The organism is Streptomyces sp. S4.7, assembly GCF_010384365.1.
GTDB lineage: Bacteria > Actinomycetota > Actinomycetes > Streptomycetales > Streptomycetaceae > Streptomyces.
In genome coordinates, this window is the sequence record NZ_CP048397.1 from 7,879,481 (window position 1) to 7,896,125 (window position 16,645).

General features: G+C 68.9%; 14 protein-coding genes and 3 pseudogenes. 4 read left to right on the forward strand and 13 right to left on the reverse strand.

What is annotated here, in order from left to right; genetic code table 11:
- Nucleotides 1-5 precede the first annotated feature (5 nt).
- Nucleotides 6-455: a spore-associated protein gene (locus SSPS47_RS34385; protein ID WP_164254289.1), complete on the forward strand. Its 450-nt coding sequence runs from the start codon at nucleotides 6-8 to the stop codon at nucleotides 453-455.
- A gap of 1,103 nt (nucleotides 456-1,558) precedes the next feature.
- Here SSPS47_RS34385 and SSPS47_RS34390 read toward each other — a convergent pair.
- Complete coding sequence (locus tag SSPS47_RS34390) at nucleotides 1,559-2,446, reverse strand: IS3 family transposase (protein WP_164247468.1); 888 nt, start codon at nucleotides 2,444-2,446, stop codon at nucleotides 1,559-1,561.
- Entirely contained in the window at nucleotides 2,443-2,742 is a 300-nt protein-coding gene (locus SSPS47_RS34395) for a transposase (protein WP_164254290.1), read from the reverse strand. Before SSPS47_RS34395 ends, SSPS47_RS34390 begins: the two co-directional genes overlap by 4 nt.
- Between SSPS47_RS34395 and istB the strand changes: the two genes are divergently transcribed.
- On the forward strand, nucleotides 2,732-3,385 hold the full coding sequence (istB, locus tag SSPS47_RS34400) for an IS21-like element helper ATPase IstB (protein ID WP_164254291.1): 654 nt from the start codon (nucleotides 2,732-2,734) through the stop codon (nucleotides 3,383-3,385). The genes SSPS47_RS34395 and istB overlap by 11 nt on opposite strands.
- Nucleotides 3,386-3,434: 49 nt before the next feature.
- Here istB and SSPS47_RS34405 read toward each other — a convergent pair whose 3' ends face one another.
- A complete protein-coding gene (locus SSPS47_RS34405) occupies nucleotides 3,435-3,962 on the reverse strand; it encodes a DinB family protein (protein WP_203558002.1) in 528 nt (175 codons plus the stop codon).
- Nucleotides 3,963-4,423: 461 nt separating this feature from the next.
- Nucleotides 4,424-4,570: a hypothetical protein gene (locus SSPS47_RS35885; protein WP_239065187.1), complete on the reverse strand. Its 147-nt coding sequence runs from the start codon at nucleotides 4,568-4,570 to the stop codon at nucleotides 4,424-4,426.
- A 68-nt stretch (nucleotides 4,571-4,638) separates the two neighbouring features.
- Between SSPS47_RS35885 and SSPS47_RS35890 the strand changes: the two are divergent.
- Both SSPS47_RS35890 and SSPS47_RS34415 read left to right on the forward strand, forming a co-directional pair.
- A pseudogene (locus SSPS47_RS35890) lies at nucleotides 4,639-5,010 on the forward strand (molybdopterin cofactor-binding domain-containing protein); the annotation flags it as partial.
- A 371-nt stretch (nucleotides 5,011-5,381) separates the two neighbouring features.
- Entirely contained in the window at nucleotides 5,382-6,176 is a 795-nt protein-coding gene (locus SSPS47_RS34415) for a tetratricopeptide repeat protein (protein WP_239065188.1), read from the forward strand.
- A 60-nt stretch (nucleotides 6,177-6,236) separates the two neighbouring features.
- Here the strand turns inward: SSPS47_RS34415 and SSPS47_RS34420 are convergent, their stop codons facing one another.
- The 9 genes and pseudogenes from SSPS47_RS34420 to SSPS47_RS34450 form a co-directional block, all read right to left on the reverse strand.
- The gene (locus SSPS47_RS34420) at nucleotides 6,237-8,006 is read right to left on the reverse strand and encodes a serine hydrolase domain-containing protein (RefSeq protein ID WP_164254293.1); all 1,770 of its coding nucleotides are present in this window, start codon (nucleotides 8,004-8,006) and stop codon (nucleotides 6,237-6,239) included.
- 39 nt (nucleotides 8,007-8,045) lie between these two features.
- On the reverse strand, nucleotides 8,046-9,332 hold the full coding sequence (locus SSPS47_RS34425; RefSeq protein ID WP_164254294.1) for a DUF1343 domain-containing protein: 1,287 nt from the start codon (nucleotides 9,330-9,332) through the stop codon (nucleotides 8,046-8,048).
- 37 nt (nucleotides 9,333-9,369) lie between these two features.
- The gene (locus SSPS47_RS34430; protein ID WP_203558003.1) at nucleotides 9,370-11,163 is read right to left on the reverse strand and encodes a glycoside hydrolase family 3 protein; all 1,794 of its coding nucleotides are present in this window, start codon (nucleotides 11,161-11,163) and stop codon (nucleotides 9,370-9,372) included.
- Nucleotides 11,164-11,552: 389 nt separating this feature from the next.
- Nucleotides 11,553-11,987, reverse strand: a pseudogene (locus SSPS47_RS35895) (peptidoglycan-binding protein); the annotation flags it as partial.
- Between the two features lie 174 nt (nucleotides 11,988-12,161).
- Nucleotides 12,162-12,614 (reverse strand): annotated as a pseudogene (locus SSPS47_RS36355) (M23 family metallopeptidase); the annotation flags it as partial.
- A gap of 398 nt (nucleotides 12,615-13,012) precedes the next feature.
- Nucleotides 13,013-13,594 carry a hypothetical protein gene (locus tag SSPS47_RS34440; protein ID WP_164254295.1) on the reverse strand — a complete coding sequence of 194 codons (582 nt, stop codon included), beginning with the start codon at nucleotides 13,592-13,594 and terminating at the stop codon, nucleotides 13,013-13,015.
- A gap of 760 nt (nucleotides 13,595-14,354) precedes the next feature.
- Nucleotides 14,355-15,434 (reverse strand): lytic polysaccharide monooxygenase auxiliary activity family 9 protein, encoded by a 1,080-nt coding sequence (locus SSPS47_RS34445; RefSeq protein WP_164254296.1) that lies wholly within the window; start codon nucleotides 15,432-15,434, stop codon nucleotides 14,355-14,357.
- Nucleotides 15,435-15,901: 467 nt separating this feature from the next.
- Nucleotides 15,902-16,063 carry a hypothetical protein gene (locus tag SSPS47_RS35035; RefSeq protein WP_203558004.1) on the reverse strand — a complete coding sequence of 54 codons (162 nt, stop codon included), beginning with the start codon at nucleotides 16,061-16,063 and terminating at the stop codon, nucleotides 15,902-15,904.
- Nucleotides 16,064-16,310: 247 nt separating this feature from the next.
- Nucleotides 16,311-16,577 carry a DUF4333 domain-containing protein gene (locus tag SSPS47_RS34450; protein WP_164254297.1) on the reverse strand — a complete coding sequence of 89 codons (267 nt, stop codon included), beginning with the start codon at nucleotides 16,575-16,577 and terminating at the stop codon, nucleotides 16,311-16,313.
- Nucleotides 16,578-16,645: the final 68 nt, after the last annotated feature.

Here is a 16,645-nt window from a genome sequence, read left to right on the forward strand (position 1 = left end):
AAATCATGGGAATCAAGCGTAATGTCACGTCCGCAGGAGCGTTGACCGCACTGGTGATCGGCGCGACCGCCACCTTCGGCGCCACCGCCCACGCCGCGCCCAACGTCACGCCGCAGGGAGTCTGTGGCAGTGCCTACAAGACCGTGAACTCGGCTCCCATCGGGTCGCTCGGCACGGTCTACCTCACGTACAACTCCGCGAACGGCAAGAACTGCGTCGCGACCATCCGCACCAACCCGGGCACCGCCAAGTACATGTCGACGTACATCTACGTGCCCGACACCGGCGAGTGGGCCGGCGACTCCGGGAACTTCACGTCGTACGCGGGTCCGAGCCGTGTCTACGGCAAGGGCTACTGCGTGAGCTGGGGCGGCAACATCGCCAACGTGTACGTCTCGGTGGAGAACTCCAACTGCGCGGCCCTGAAGGAGCACCGGGTCACCACCGTCCGCTGACCCCGGCTCAACCCCACGGCAAGGTCCGGATCGGGCCTTCGGGACTTCACCCCGGACGTCTTGACGAAGGCCTGCGCGCGTCACGGAAAGGCGCGGAAACTCACGACGGTCCGGCCGGTCCCGGGGCAGCCCCGGACCGGCCGGGGCTGCCCCGGCACGCCCCACTCGCTTACGCCGTCGCCCCGCCGGAAGCGGACCCGATGAACCGGCACGTACGCCGAGAAGTTCCCCTGTGTCCGGAACACAGCCGGATCACGACGTGATGGACTTGGCAGATGTCCTTGTTCACCGCATGGGACCAGGCGTGGTCCCTTTCCGGGAAGCGGTCCCTCGCCCCCTGCGCTGACGCCGACCGTCGCTGGCAGACGCAACTCCCCTTCACTACCGGGCACTTCGACATGACGGGCGACACAGGCCGTCCTACCGCCGAGATGACCGACAGCGGTTGCCCTCATGCGGAGGAAGCCTTCGTGGCCGGGAAGGGCCTCGGTGGTCGCGGTGCTCCTCGCACCGCGCCCGGGTGTTCGGTGCGGGGCCGAGGGCCTCGCGGCGTCCAGCCAGGGCTCGCTGCCAGGCACCGCAGCGAACGGCGACCGGTCAATGAGTTCGTTTTTGAGGAGATCCTCCGCCTCAGCTACGGTGTGCCGCCGCTCCTCCAGACGATCCCCGTACCCTCCATGGCTTTCTCGTCGGCCGGCGCGGCGATCGTGCGGTACCTCAACAACACGGACGCCGGCGTCGCCGCCGAGATCGAGCGTGTCCTCGACACAACCTGCACGGGGCCCACGCTCTGCCGGCCTCAGGTTCCTGGTGGCCAAAGCCGCCCGCACCGATCGCCGACTGCGCCTGTCGACTGCGCCCGCGGTCCGAAGCCCGTCGTGGCCGGAGCCGTCGGACGCCCGCTGACCACCCCGACCGTGTGCGTCGCCTTTACCCGCCGCCACCTGTCGTCGAGCACCAGCCCAACCCGCGTCCGCTTCGAGAGAGGTTCCCGAACTCGTGACCGCACCAACTCCCGCGCCCTCCTTGTCCTCTGGACTGCCGTCGGTGCTCGGGGTGTTCGCCCACCCTGAAGTTTCCCCGCGATCTCGGACACGTGATCGTTATGCGGCAAGGGTGTGCTGGTGCCGCTGCCTGGCCTCGGCCGGGGTGAGGTAGCCGAATATCTTGTGTTTGCGCAGACGGCGGCGGTTGTAGAAGGTCTCGATGAAGGAGTAGACCTCGGCGCGGGCAGTGGCCCGGTCGGGCCAGATGCGGGTGCCGATCTCCTCCTTGAGGAGGGCCCAGAAGCTCTCCGCGGCGGTGTTGTCGAAGCATGATCCGGTGCGTCCACAGCTCTGCCGTAGCCCCAACTCCCGTATGTGATGCCGGAATTGGGTTGATGTATATTCGCTGCCGGGATCGCTGTGAACCACGCAGCCGGACTCCGGACCGCCCCGGCCGTGGGCCGTGTTCAGTGCGTCGACGACGAGCTCGGCGCGGTGGTGGCCGGCCATCGCGCAGCCGACGACCTCGCGGGTGGCCAGGTCCAGCCAGCAGGCGAGGTAGAGCCAGCCCTGCGCGGTGGGCAGATAGGTGATGTCGCCGACCAGCCGGGTCCCGGGCCGCTCGGCGTGGAAGTCGCGGTCGATCAGGTCCGGGGCCGGCTTCGCCTTCGCATCCGGTCGGGTCAGGGAACGCCTCTTGCGGCGGGTAGCACCGCGGATGTCGCGCTCGCGCATGACGCGGGCGATGCGCTGGTGGTTCACCCGCCGGCCCAGGCGGCGCAGTTCGGCGTGGATGCGCGGGACGCCGTAGGTGTGGCGGGAGGCGATGTGGAGCACGGTGATCTCGTTGGCGAGCGCTTCGTCGGCAGCCTGCCGGGCACGGCGGGCGGCCTCGCCCTCGCGCCAGGCGTAGTAGGAGGAGCGGGCGACTTTCAGCACCCGGCACAGCAGGGCAATCGGGTAGGTCGCCTTCTCCGCGTGGATCAACTGGCAGAGCTCGCTCACCGGTCGTTTTCCTTCACGAAGAAGGCCGTCGCTCTTTTCAGGATCTCGATCGTCTGCTGCTGTTCACGGACCTCCTTGCGCAGCCGCTTGAGCTCCTCGCGCTCGACGCTGGTCAGTTCACCGGATCCACCCTCGCCCCGATCCGTCTTCGCCCGGCGGTACCAGCCGCGCAGGGACTCCGAACTGATCCCGAGTTCCCGGGCTACGGCGGTGACCGTCTTGCCAGAGGAGTCGACGAGCGCGATCGCGTCCCGCTTGAACTCTTCGGTGTACCGCTTTGTGTACTTGCTTCCCACCTGGTGCTACTTCCTCTGGAACCTCAAGGTCCCAGTCTCCAGGTGTCCACGATCAAGGGGAAGCTTCACCGCGGCCTTCCCCCGCGAGAAGTCGCTGCGCGCCTTCGACTTCGATGCCAATCCCAACGTCGATCCCGCCACCGTCAACACGCTCGCGACCTGTGAATGGGTCAAGAAGAGCGAGCCGCTCTGTCTGATCGGCGATTCCGGCACGGGCAAGTCCCACCTGCTGATCGCTCTGGGAACCGAGGCTGCGATGCAGGGCTTCAGGGTTCGCTATGCGCTGGCGACCAAGCTCGTCAATGAGCTGGTCGAGGCCGCAGACGAGAAGCAGTTGTCGAAGACGATCGCCCGCTACGGCCGTGTCGATCTTTTATGCATCGATGAACTCGGATACATGGAACTCGACCGGCGCGGCGCTGAGTTGCTGTTCCAGGTGCTGACCGAACGCGAGGAGAAGAACAGCGTCGCCATCGCGTCGAACGAGTCGTTTTCCGGGTGGACGAAGACGTTCACCGACCCGCGGCTCTGCGCGGCGATCGTCGACCGGCTCACCTTCAACGGCGCGATCATCCAGACCGGCACCGAGTCCTACCGCCTCGCCCACACCAAGGCCCTGGCCGAGCAGACCGCCGCCGACTAAGGACCGGAGCCGGGTCCCTGCGCGGTACTTGCGACCGCGCAGGGACATCTCATGCGCCGGTTACTCCGTCGATCTGCTCGCGAATGAGATCAGCGTGACCGTTGTGACGCGCGTATTCCTCGATCATGTGCACCATGATCCAGCGCAGGGAGACCCCCTGATCGCCCATAAATCCCGCTTCGTGTTCGGACAGATGACCGGAATCGTCCAGCGATGCGTCGGCGATCACCTCGCGGCCTCGGGCGACCTCGGCTTGCCAGGCAGCCGTCGCCTCGTCGAGCCCTCGGTCCGGCCGGAGCGCATAGCCGTCGACGTTGTTTTCCCCGAAGACTGGCGGCACTTCCTGACCTGCGAATACACGCTGGAACCAGTTGCGTTCCACCTCAGCCACGTGCTGAACGAGACCGAGCAGCGTCATCGACGAGGGTGACGCTGCGGCAAGCCGTAATTGATCATCCTTGAGGCCCGAACACTTCAAGGCAAGAGTTGCACGGTGAAAGTCCAGCCATGCCTCCAGCATGGCGCGCTCGTCAGCATGCGCGGGTGGGATAGGCCGTCCGTCCGGTGTCGTATTCATCGGCAAACCATGGCAGCAACAGCCCTGGCCCACGACCGCCTTCGCTGGCGACGAACACGCGTCTCATCCGCTCCCGGGGTGAGCCAGTGACGTCAAAACTTGCTGACATTGATCTTGCTGAGCCACACGAGGTGACTCCCGGAAGCACCTCGAAATGACTCCCCAACGAAATGACACAGCCAGGGTGAAGTGTCCATGAGTGAGGGCGCTGCACCGGCCCGGCGGGTGATCGGTGTCGAGGAGCGCGCCTGGATCCCAAAACTGCGCTGCGGCCTTCTCCGGAGGGGCGGTGACGCGACCGTCCACAAGATGAGCAGCCGGTGGGAGGTGAACCCGCCCGTCCCTTCGCCGACCTCGCCGATCTGCTCAGCACCGCCGCCCGCACCTGGAGCGCACACGCACCCGCAGCGCCGCGCGCCGGATTACGTCCCCGGCAATCTCGCCCTCACCGCCGGCGGCCTCTACAGCCACCGCATGCCCAGCGCGGCCTTGGACGTGCTGGGCCCCGACCCGGTCACGTTCGGCGCGAACTCCCGCGGCGCGTTCGGCGGACTGGGCGGCGCCCACGCCTTCGTCGACCACGCCCCCGACGAACGGGGCCGGGACAAGCTCGGCCTCCTCAACTCCGGAACTCCGAACGCGTCCTGCGTTTCCCCCGCCCCGCGGCCCGTCACCCCTGAAGGGGGTCTTCGCCGCCGGCCGCATCCTCAACTCCCTCACGGCACGCTCCGAGTTCATCGGCGCGATGACGATGGGGCTCGGCACGGCGCTGATGGAGGGTTCGGCCATCGATCCCGTGGCCGGTGACTTCGCGGAGCGCGACCTCGCCTCGTACCACGTGCCCGTGCACGCGGACGTGCGCTCGGTGGAGGCGTACTGGATCGAGGAGGACGACCGGCATCTCAATCCGATGGGCAGCAAGGGCATCGGCGAGAGCGGCATCGTCGGCGCGGCGGCGGCGATCGGCAACGCGGTGCACCACGCGACGGGGGTCCGGCTGCGTGAGGCGCCGATGCGCCCGGACAGACTGCTGCCGCATCTGAACTGACGGACGAGAAGGGTCCCTTCGGCGGTACACGGCTCCGCGCTCAGCGGTAGGCGGCTCAGTGTCTCGCGGCCGGTGCTCGGACAGCCGGGCCGCGGTGTACGCGACGGCGTCGGACGCACGGCGCGAACAACCGGGCGTCCGCATCCTCCACGGTGCCCCGCGCCGGCGGGCGGTCGCGCTCGGAGCCCGCACCCCGGCTCGTCGAGCCGGTCCGAGGAGATCGAGGTGTCGCGCACCGTGCTCCACACACGCGATCGCACCCACTTGGCATCCACGAGGGTGCGGGCTGCTTCGGGCCCGTAGCCTTGCCGCTTGTGAGATCCATACGTATGAGGTGGGAACGCGCGCGGCACGGGCGGTCCGGGGGGAGGGTGGCCTCTTCGCAGCGGGTGGCCCTGGACCGTGTCCAAGGCCTCCTTGAGGCGGGCGAATTCGAGCAGGCCGAGGCCGAGGCGCGGGCTCTCGCCGCTTCGCCGCGCGCCCGGGGCGGCGACCCGGGCCTGGTCTCGTGGCTGGCCCGGTCCCTCGCCGCCGGGGCGGCCATCGCTCACGGCCGGGGAGCGGAACTGCTGCCCGAGTTCGAGACCTTGATCACGGAGTTGGAGCGGACAGCCGGCGCCGACCGGCAACTGCTGCTCGCGGTCCGGTCGAACCGTGCGGCGGTCCTCGTGCAACAGGACCGGTACACCGAGGCCGAGGCCGAGGCGCTGGACATCCTGCGCGGCACCACCCGGATCGCACATCTCACCAGGATGTGGAGGGTCGAGCTGAGTGCGTTGACCAACCTGGCTGCCGCACTGAACGGACAGGGCCGCCACGAGGAAGCGGAGGCCATCGCCCGGGGGAACCTGCCCCAGGCGGACGGGCCCGCCGCCGCCTTCCTGCATCGTGCGCTGGTGGGCAGCCTGAACGGGCAGAGCCGGTACGAGGAGGCGTTGGCCGAGGCCCGCCGGTACACACCGGCCGGGGGTCGTACGGCGAGCGGGACTCTGGAGATCGTGGCGGCAAGGGCCCTGTACGGCCTGGGCCGTCGTGACGAGGCGGAGGCCACCGCCCGTGAAGCACTGACCGCCTGCGAACAGTCTCTGCATCCGGCCCACCCCCGTATCAAGGAGGCCCGTACGCTGCTGACCCGCATCACCGCCGAGGGACCGACCCCGGAATGAGACCCTGACCCCTCACGGTGTGGTTCACCGGGGTGCCCGTCGCCGGGCACCCCGGTGACATCAGTTGGCCGACTCCTGCCAGCCGTCGGGCTCCAGGCGCCTGGCGTCGAAGGCGTCGTGGCCCTGGCTCGTGACACGGATCGCGTCGATGTATATTCCGCGACCCTGGTAGGCGCCATCGGTGCGGTACGTCCAGCGCAGGTGGGTGGTGTCGGCGGCGACCTCGGCCGATGCCTTGATCCACTGCCTGCCCGAGTAGCCGTCGAACGTCCCCCCGGTGCTCCAGCGCCGGCCTTCGGCTCTCAGCTCCAGCGGGACGGGGGCCCAGTTGGAGCCGCCGTCCGTGGATGCCTCCAGGCTGCCGCTGTCGACCTTCGGCTCGGTGTCGTACCAGAGATGAAAGGAGACCTTGCCCGTGGTGCGCATCCTGCTCAGCGGTGCGGTGAGTGTCACGTCGGCGCCGTCCGTCATGCCGGAGAACCACGCCGTCCTCCCGGTGGTGGGCTTCACCGGCACCGAGCGGGCGAAGGCCCGTGCGGGCGCCCGGCGGTAGTCGCTGTCCGTGCCCCAGTCACGGGTGGGGTGGACGCGGTTGGCCAGGAAGACGAACACGGTGCGCTCGACCGGGTCGACAACGATGCAGGGACCGGTGTACCCGGTATGGCCTGCGGTCACCGGGGACGTCAGCGCGTCCATGTAGAAACGCTGGTCGACCTGCCAGCCGAGTCCGCGTGGCGAAGCGCCGATGTCAGCGCTGTAGTTGACGAGTGTCTTTCTGACCGTCACCTCGGACAGGACGCGGGTGCCCGCGTAGTGCCCGCCGTTGGCGAGCATCTGACCGAAGACGGCCATGTCGGCGGCTGTCGAGAAGATGCCCGCGTGGCCCGCGACACCGCCCAGATACCAGGCATTCTCGTCGTGCACCGTGCCGTGGACCATGCCCCGGCCCGTCCCCGGTTGGTACTCGGTCGCCGCGATCCGCGGCAGCAGGCTCCGCGGCGGGTTGAACATCGTCTCGGTCATGCCGAGCGGTCCGGTCACCCGGTCGGCGATCAGGTCGTCCAACGCCTCTCCCGTCACGCGGTGCAGCAACTGCCCCAGCGTGATCAGGTTGAGGTCGGAGTACTCGTAGCCGCTACCCGGCTCCCGCCGCAGCACCGACGCGTAAATGGCCGCCATCCGCGCGTCGTTGTCGGGGTAGTCGGCCAGATTCATCCATGAGACGAGTCCCGAGCGGTGCGTCAGGAGATGACGCGGGGTGATGGTGGCCTTGGCCGGATCGGCCGCCGCGAACTCGGTCAGATACCTCGCCACCGGCTCGTCCAGGTCGATGACGCCTTGTTCCCACAACTGCGTCGCGACTGTCGAGGTGAACAGTTTGCTCACCGACGCCATGTCGAAGAGGGTGTCCTTCGCCATGGGCACCCACCGGTCGGGGGGCAGCTCGACCGGGGTCTTGGTGGCCGCGTCCCAACTCTCGTACCGGACGGCATGGCCGCGCGCCTCGTGGGTGACGATCACGCTGTCGCGCGCCGCGATCAGCACGAAGCCCGGGTGCGAGGGATTGGGCCGGCCGGGTCCCGGCTCCATGTAGCGCGCGGCCTCGTCGGCCATCCGGTCGACGTGCTCGGCGATCAGCCCGGCCCGGCCGGGGGAGCCGGGGCGCAACCGGCGCGAGACGGTGGGGAATCGGATGTCGTCAGGGGTGATGGTCGGCGGTCCCGTGCGGGCCCCCGTGGGCGTGGCGGCGTGGACCGTGGTGCCGAGCGGAAGCGCCGACCCGGCGCCGGCCACCGCAGCCGCCGCGTGGAGGAAGTTCCTGCGTCTCATGCGTCAACTCTGCTTTCTCACCGGTTGGTCAGGACAGACTCAGCGATAGATCAGGAACTCTCTGCGCAGTGCGCGGAATCGCTTGAGGTCGTCGTGCCAGACCTCGGGGATGTCGGCCGCGTCCGTACCGTTCTCGATCGCCTCGCGCACCCGGGTGTTGCCGCTCAGCTTGTCCATCCAGAAGCTGGTGACGTCCTGCGACCGCCAGCGGTACTCGGGGAAGAGCCGCCACTGCTCGGTGATCATGGCGAGTGCGGTGGGGATCGGCTCGAAGCGGTCGACGTCCGTGATCAGCACCTCGACGCCACCGCAGGTCTTGTCCTGCTGCTTGGAGAACACGGGCTTGAAGTACGCCTCGCGGAAACGGACTCCCGGCATCTCGCGTGCGTTGAGCGCTCTCTCCCAGCGGTGATCGATGCCGGGAGCGCCGATGAGCTGGAACGGCTGAGTGGTACCGCGGCCCTCGGACAGTGCCGACGCCTCGAAGAGGCAGGTGCCGACGTAGATGTCGGCGGTGGCGAGCGTGGGCATGTTGGGTGAGGGCGCCACCCAGGGCAACCCGGTGTCCGTGTACCGCATGCGCCGGTCCCAGCCCGACAGCCGCTGGACGTGCAGGTCTGCCTGCTTGCCTCCGGTGGCGGCCGGTACGAACACGTCGTTGTAGAGCCGGGCCAGCTCTCCCGGCGTCATACCGTGCTGCTGCGCGATGGCCTTGAGCCCGACGAACGTGGAGTGCTCGGGGTGAAGCACCGGCCCGTACGCGTCCTTACCGGACAACGGGGTGGGCCGGTCGAGGACGACGAACTTCACGCCGAGTCTCGCCGCGGCCTCAAGCGCCAGATACATCGTCCAGATGTAGGTGTAGAAGCGGGCGCCGACCTCCTGGATGTCGAAGACGACGGTGTCCAGTTCGAGGTCGGAGAACAGCCGCTCCATGGTGGCGGAGTTGTTGTAGGCGTTGTAGACGGGAAGTCCGGTCTTCTCATCGATGAAGAACTCCTCGCCCTCGCCGGCCTGCCCGATGCCGCGGAACCCGTGTTCCGGACCGAAGATCGCGACCAGGTTGACGGCGGCGTCCGCGACCATCACATCGACGATGTGGTTCAACTCGCGGTCGATACCGGTGGGGTTGGAGATGATGCCGACCCGCTGCCCGGTCACGGACGCGTAGCCGCTACGGCGCAGGGTTTCGAAGCCGGTGCGCACTCCGCCTTTCGCGCCGTGCCCCTTGTCCTGTGCACCGGCGGGGCCCGCCGCCGCCAGCCCGGCTGTGCCCGCGGCCACGGCCGAGGTCGCGGCCGCCGTCAGTAGATCTCTGCGTCGCATGGTGGTGATGTCCTTTGTTCGTTCGTGTCGCGGTTCGTCAGTGCCGGTAGTTCAGCCCGTGGCCGAGCGGGAACAGGGTCTGGTCGGGATCGTCCGCCCTGGGGATCGTCACCGGCAGCGTGCCGCGCGGGCGGACCTCGCCGAACAGCACCCGGGTCGCCGACTCCAGGGCGCCTTCGCGGTAGGAGTACGTGGCCAGGTGGGTGCCCGCTTCCGGGTAGCGGGCGATGTCGTAGGGCGTGCCGACAGCGACGGTGACGACCGGCTTGCCGGTCTCGATCAGGGCGTTCACCAGGGCGGACTGTCCCGGGTTGGCCCCGGCGCCGCTGGTGACGACCACGACGCAATCGTGCCCGCGGGCCTCGGCCGCGGCGGCTGCGACGGTGGCGGCGCCAGGGTTGGTGCCGGTGTAGTGCGACGTGGCTGTCACGTCGCGTTTGTCGATGAGCGCGGTCAGCTGGGATGTCGTGCCCTCGCCCCAGCCGGTGACCAGTACGCTCTGCGCGTCGTCCGCGAGCGGCAGCACCCGGTCGTCGTTCTTGACGAGCGTGGTGGTCCGGTCGGTGATGCGCTGTGCGGCCCGCAGGTGAGCGGGCGATCCGACGGTCCTGTCAACTCCGTACGGGTTGGCGAAAGGCCGCTTCACGATGCCCTGCTGGTGCTTCAGGGTCAGGATCCGCCGCACGGACCTGTCGATGCGCTTCTCGGTCAACTCGCCCTCGGCGACGGCCTCCAGCACCGCGTTGTACGCCGTGTCCAGGTCGGGTGGCATCAACAGCATGTCCACCCCGGCCTGCAGCGCCTTGACCGGTACGTCCTCGTCCGGATACGTCTCCCGGACCCCGGCCATGGAGAGGGAGTCGGTGACGACCACACCGTCGTATCCGATCTCGTCGCGGAGCAGTCCGGTCATGATCGGCTCCGACAGGGTGGCCGGGTCGCCGGTGGGGTCGAGCTCGGGGAACTGGATGTGCCCGGTCATGATGGAGCCGATACCGGTGTCGACGGCCCGCCGGAAGGGGGGCGCGTCGATTTCCCGCCACTGTTCGAGAGTGTGGGTGATGACCGGCAGGCCGACGTGGCTGTCCACATCGGTGTCGCCGTGCCCGGGGAAGTGCTTGGCGGTCGCGGTAACGCCCGCACTCCCGCTCTGGTACCCGCGCACCTGTGCCTCGGTCAGATCGGCGGTCAGTCGCGGATCACTGCTGAAGGACCGCACGCCGATCACCGGGTTGGCGGGATTGACGTTCACATCGGCGACCGGGGCGAAGTTCTGGTTGATGCCGACCGCCCGCAGCTCCTCTCCGGCGATCTTCCCCGCTTCGCGCGCGTCCCGCTCGCTGCCGGAGGCGCCCAGCGCCATGTTCCCCGGGAACTGCGTGGCGGGCGGGCCGAGCCGCTGGACGATGCCGTGTTCCTGGTCGGTGCTGACCAGCAGCGGCACTTGGGCCGGCTGTCCGAGCGCGGCCTGCTGCAACCCGTTGGAGAGCGCGGCCACCTGCTTCGGGTTCTGGAGGTTGTCGGACCAGGCGAAGTAGATCACGCCGCCGAGGTGGTACTTGTCGATCGCCTGCTGTGCGTTGTCGACACCGAGCCAGTTCTGGTTCCTCGTGACGTCGGCGGCCTTGTCGGTGTCGGCCGACGTGCCGTACGCGTACGTGGTGAACAGTTGGCCGACCTTCTCCTCCAGTGTCATCCGGGCCATGGTCCTCTCCACCCACCCCCGCGGCACCTGCGCCTTGGCCGACACGGTGGTCGGCATGGACAGCAGCAGACCGCACACGGCCGCCGTGACCGTGATCTGTCTGCGGAAGCGTCGGTCTCGGCGCATCGCGTGAACCATCGCGCACTCCTTTGCCGTTGGGCGGGTTGGCGTGGACTCGACAGGCCTGTGCCTGTGTCTATGGCTCATTCGCACCTCAGGTCAAGAGGGCGGGCACTCCTGATGAGAGGCATTCGTGCAGGTCAGCGGTACTACAGTGGTGTAGACCACTGGTTGCTCCATCCGTCTCGCCCGGGTTGGCGCGCGAGTGGACGTCCTTGTGGCGGCCCACAAGTCGCCCGTGACGGCGGCGCGCCCCTGTCCGAGCGTTCGGCACACCCCTGTCCGAGCGGCTTCCCCACGCGGACGGACCGTGACGCGCCCCGCCGCCCGCCGTCCTCGCACACGGCCGGTGCGGATCGGGCACCAGCCGGGCTCTGCCCCCTGCTCCGTTTTCGCTACTTGCCGTCCTGCAGGGCGCCCCAGGTGGCCGGACCGGCGATGCCGTCGGCGCCCAGCGCCCTGGACGACTGGTAGGTACGGACAGCCTGTTCGGTCTCCGGGCCGAAGGAACCGTCGATGCCGACCGTGCTGCCGAGCGCCGCGGTCAGCGCGCGCTGCAGCCTGCTGACGTCCGCACCGCTGGAGCCGCTCTGCAGCGTCGGGGTGGAGCCGTGGGACAGCAGCGCCGTCCAGGTCTTCGCACCGATGATGCCATCGACGCCCAGCCCCACATCGGCCTGGAAACCCCGGGTCGCGGTTTGCACATTCGGACCGAACGCCCCGTCCAGCGCGCCCGGGTCGTTACCGGAGTCCTTCAGCCGGCACTGCGCGGCCTTCACGAGATCACCGCTGGAGCCGCTGCGGATCGTCGCGTACGCGGAGAAGTCCAGGTTGACCCCGGAGCAGCTGGTGGGGGGAGTGCCGCCGCAGTCCCGGGCGACGTTGCGCCAGGTCCGACCGTTCGACTGACCGTATTCGACCCCGTCGAACCAGGGCCTGACCCGTTCGGCGGTCGATGTGCCCCAACTGGCCTCCCCGTTGCCGTTGGCGTCGTAGCCGAGCTCGAAGTGGAGATGGGGATGGCCGTTGGAGGTCGGACCCGTCTTCCCGACCCTCCCGATCGTCTGTCCCTGCGTCACGGTGGTGCCCACACCGACCGAGCGCGACTGGAGATGCAGATGGGTGGTGAAGTAGCCGCCGCCGTGATTGATCTGGATGACGTTCCCGGCGTTGGCGTGGGAGAAGGACATGTTGACGACGCCGTCCGCCGCCGCGACGAGCACGGCCCCTTCCGTACCGACCTGGTCGGGTTCGCGCACCATGTCCAGGGCGGGCGCGTGCGCCCAGGTGTCGAGACGCCACTGCTGTCCGCACGTGAAGGGCAGTTGGAAGTCGATGGGCGGCGCCGACCGGGCGCGAACGTCCTCGGCGGAAGCCGGCGCACCGGCTTGGAAGGCGAGTACGGCGGAAGCCGCGACGGCCGCGAACACCTTGCCTGAGCGAAGCAGTCGTTTCATCTTTCCTCCTCGGTGTGCCGGCTTCCGGCCGGCGTGCAGGGCGGCGCTCCGGACCGGCCCGCACGCGCTCGGGCCCGCTCAGCCGAGGTGCGGCGGCGACCGGAGCAGTGCAGCACTACGGACACAAGGACGCCGGATGACGCCGGATCACTGGCTGGACGGCGTGCGGGCAGGCTCAGCTGACGGGCTTTCCGAGAATGGCACAGAAGAGCCGCAGGTCAAGATGCGAGCCCAAAGTGTCAGAGGTGGCACCAATGAGCGTCCGGGCGGCGGTAGTCGGACCGGCCGACTGCTTCGCCCTGGGGCGGGCCCGGGAGGAGATTCTGGCTCCTGTCCGTCCCGCTGCCCGGGTGCGGGGAGGCAGACCCACGCGGCAGGTGGCGCAAGTCCTTCCCCCGTCACGGGCGGATGGCGGATTCCCCAGTGAATTGCGGCCGGGGCCGGCCGTTGTGGCGCAGCCGGAGCCGGCGCCGGGGGTGCGAGCGCAGCACCGGATGGAGGCTCCAGCCCTGCTCCGAGGCCACGCGGAGCACGTAACCGGAGCCCACGCCACGGAAGTAGTGCGCCCCGAGTTCCAGGTCCCGGTGGTACTCGCGGGCAGGTCCCGACGTCTCCACCCGCCGGGTCTGTCTCTCGACACGCCGGTCCACCCGCGCCTGGTAGTACGCGGTGTCGCCCTCCCGTATCAGCGCCACCGGGGTCACGCACCAGACCGGGACGAAGAGCACTCTGCCGAGCGTGGCGTCCAGTACGCGGATCGCGCCGTTCTCGGCGCGCGGCACCATGTGGACGATGAGTTGGGCCACCGTCGCCACGCCGTAGAAGAAGCATGCGAGCAGGACCCACAGGACCCACCACAACGGCAGGAACACCAGGGTCAGGGGCAGAAGCAGCGGCCAGCGGAACGCGGCCGGGCGGACCGGGAACGGACCCCAGGCCGGGTCGTCGGGGTGATACGCGGACGACGGTGTGTTCCCCACGGACGGTGTGTCCCCCTCATGCTCGCCATGGCGCGTGCGCCACGGCCCTTTTGCGGTGCGCCCGCGAGTCTATGTCGCACCGGTGGCACCGAAGCCGGCCTGCCGGCACGGGGACCGGTAGTGGGAGCGGGGTCATCGCGGCCGGCCGAGTCGGCACAAGCGGGCCGCCACTCCGGGAGAGGTCTCCCGCAGCCGAGCCGTGCGGTCCTCGCTTCCCTGGAGCGCGCGCCGAGTTGCTCGCCGCACTGCGCGACGCCGCCCCGACCCGGCGTCGCCGCCCACACGGCGGCCGTACTCCTGGCAGCCCCCGCCGTCCGGGGCGATTCGGCCGTCTTCAGGGCCAGTTGTCCATCGGCGCCGGGGGAGTGGACGCGGCCTGTCGTCCGGTGCCCCGGCCGGCGTGTACGCCTTCGCGGACACCGGCCCTGACGAAGACCTGCGGTTGTCGCTGACGCGGGCGAGCGCCGAGCACACCTCGGCCTTGACGGACGCCGACCTCGTCGCCGAACGCGCCGCCCGCCACCCCGGACAGCAAGGACGCAGTCCTGCTGACCGTGCGGCTGATCACCCACCTCGCCGGAGCCGGGCAGGACCCGGCCGGGCGACGCCACGCCCGCGCAACCACGCACCCGGTACGGGAGCGAACGCGCATGTCGGACCTCCGAAGATCCCGCCCGATCGAAGTGATCGGACGGGATACGGTCGACCGCTCCCGAGGTGATTCAAGCACAGCCGGGCTCAGGCGTCGGTGCCTTTCAGGTCAACTCAGCTGAACGTCGCAGGTGGACGCGAAGAACTCGCCCGTCTTGCCGCCGTTACCGCCGTCCGGGGTGTCAGGGCCGCCGTGGCCGCCCCAGATGTGCACGACGGCTGCCCTGCCGGTCCGCCGTGGGAAGGTCGCGAACTCCCACTTGTTGGATTCGTCTTCCCTGTGCGAGCCCTGGACTTCGACCAGGAAGGGGACCGGCTCCAGGTCCTCCCAGCTCAGGCCGGCGGTCGGATCCCAGTCCTCACGGGTGATGAACCACCGGTGGGACCAGGACTCCGATGTGTGGTAGGCCGTGTAGTCGTAGGTGAAGGTCTGGCTGGGGGCGGAGGTGTCCAGCTCTGTCAGGGGCCAGTCCCCCAATGTGGTGTCCGGCGCCAGGTCCAGACCGCGGAAAGCCGAGTTCCCCGTGGACGCAACGGTGTTGCCCTGGAAGAACTTGCGGTACTCCAGGTACTTCAGGGCGTTGTTCCACGGGTAGTCGGCGAGCATCCGGTCGGCGCCGGGCACCACCTCCTGCCACACGGTGCTGGTGTTCAGGTTGCGGGCCTCGACGCAGACCTTCGAGGGATCCGCGTCACGGATGGCGACGGCCGCACGGCTGCGCGGGTGGTTGACGGTGCCGTGCCGCGGTGCCACGTCCGTGCCCTCGGGGGCCTGCCGCGGCTGTCGTGGGGACGACCAGGGCCGGGCACCCGCCACACCCACGGTCACCTCATTGGTGAACGGCGTGAACTGGCCGTCCACTTCGGCGCGGATCTTCACTCGGTACTCGTCGCCCGGTTCCTCTCCCAGGTCCACCCAATGGGAGTTGGACGGTGTCCAGTCCCAGGCGGGCCAGTAGAGGAAGACGCTCTGCCGGGCCTCGCCGTTGACCCAAACCTCGTAACTGTGGGGGTAGGGCGCGGCGCCGTTGTTCCAGTCCTCCGGGGGAGGCCACGTTCCCTGCTCGGGACTGTTGTCGCCGATCTGCCACCGGAGGCTGATGCCGTACATCGTATGCGGGCCGTCAGCGCGGTGCCTGACGTCGGCGCGAAGGTCGGACGGTGCCGAGTTCTGAGAGCGATCGCTCATGAAGTGCCTCTTCCTGGCGAATGCGTCCCACGGGTCATCACCGGGGGACTTGTACATGACGCACAGTGACGCATCTCCAGGCATCGACACGCCCACCAAGCTTCGCGGTCACCTGTTCGTGTGACCCTTGACCGAATGTGAGAGCCCCGGCAGGAGCCTCGCAGGATCCAACTGAGGTAGAAGGCCGAACCGGTTGACCAAGGTGCAACTGAAGGGAAGTCGGCGCCTCTTGTCACGCTCCGTTGCCAACTCACAGAAGCTGCGCCGGACCCGTTCTCGTCAACGGAGCCGGCCACTCGTAGATACGTGATGTCCGCAGTGCCGGTGCTGTCCGCAGGCGGCGGCGCCTGCCTCGGCTTCGTCCTGGCCGACTGGCAGGGGGCCGCGGTGGCGGGGCAGTCCGTTCGAGCGCGGGAGTCGGACTGCTCCTCCGCCACTGGTCCCTGCAGCGCCGCCGTGAGTCTGCCCTACGAGCAGCCGGGGCCGGTGGACATGCGGAAGGGACGGCCGACGCCGTCCTCTTCGACATCCTGCTGTAGGAGGCCGTGACCTTCCCCTTCACCCGTGGTGGGGTCGGCGAAGAAGAGCGACAGGCCCCTGGCGCCGGCGCCTACCTGCTCTCCGCCCACGACGAACTGTCCTGCGCGGTCCGGGTGTCGGCCGCTGAGGCGCTGGAAGCCATTGAGGGCCTGGACGCCGACCGCGCCCGGACAGCGGTGAAAGCGCCGACGACCGGGATTGCCGATGGCCTGGAGGATCTCGGGGCGTTTTACGGTCTTGCCCCTGGCCCGGGGCTACAGATGGTCCACTGCTGTCGTCGGCAGGGGCTGCGACGGCCCCGATGTCACGGCTGCGGTCCCCTCGCTCTGCCGTTCCTCAGCCCAGTGACAGGTCGCCCTGATCAATGTTGATCTTCACCTTGACCCAGGCAAGGCCGCTGCTGTTGCCGTCGCGGACGCCCTTGACCTTGCACTTGAACTCCCGGCCCGCCTCGACGGGGATGGAAGCGGGGCAGCTGACATCGTCGGTGGTCGGGGGCTTGGCGAAGTCGGCGGAGTTGACGTTGTTGAGCACCGCCCGCGCCAGCGCGTCCTGATCCAGGACGCGCTGCGGCTGCACGGCGGGACTCCCGGCCAGCAGCATGATGGTGAAGGTGAGTGCACAACAGCGGACCCGGCCAGGGAGAGCGCGATGACGGTACGGGCGAAGCT

Bases quoted from the DNA above. Each gene is read 5' to 3' on its own strand.
- SSPS47_RS34425 (WP_164254294.1), bottom strand. From the start codon at position 9,332: ATGCGACGCAGAGATCTACTGACGGCGGCCGCGACCTCGGCCGTGGCC.
- SSPS47_RS34385 (WP_164254289.1), top strand. From the start codon at position 6: ATGGGAATCAAGCGTAATGTCACGTCCGCAGGAGCGTTGACCGCACTG.
- SSPS47_RS34430 (WP_203558003.1), bottom strand. From the start codon at position 11,163: ATGCGCCGAGACCGACGCTTCCGCAGACAGATCACGGTCACGGCGGCC.
- SSPS47_RS34405 (WP_203558002.1), bottom strand. From the start codon at position 3,962: ATGAATACGACACCGGACGGACGGCCTATCCCACCCGCGCATGCTGAC.
- SSPS47_RS34450 (WP_164254297.1), bottom strand. From the start codon at position 16,577: ATGCTGCTGGCCGGGAGTCCCGCCGTGCAGCCGCAGCGCGTCCTGGAT.
- SSPS47_RS34420 (WP_164254293.1), bottom strand. From the start codon at position 8,006: ATGAGACGCAGGAACTTCCTCCACGCGGCGGCTGCGGTGGCCGGCGCC.
- SSPS47_RS34445 (WP_164254296.1), bottom strand. From the start codon at position 15,434: ATGAGCGATCGCTCTCAGAACTCGGCACCGTCCGACCTTCGCGCCGAC.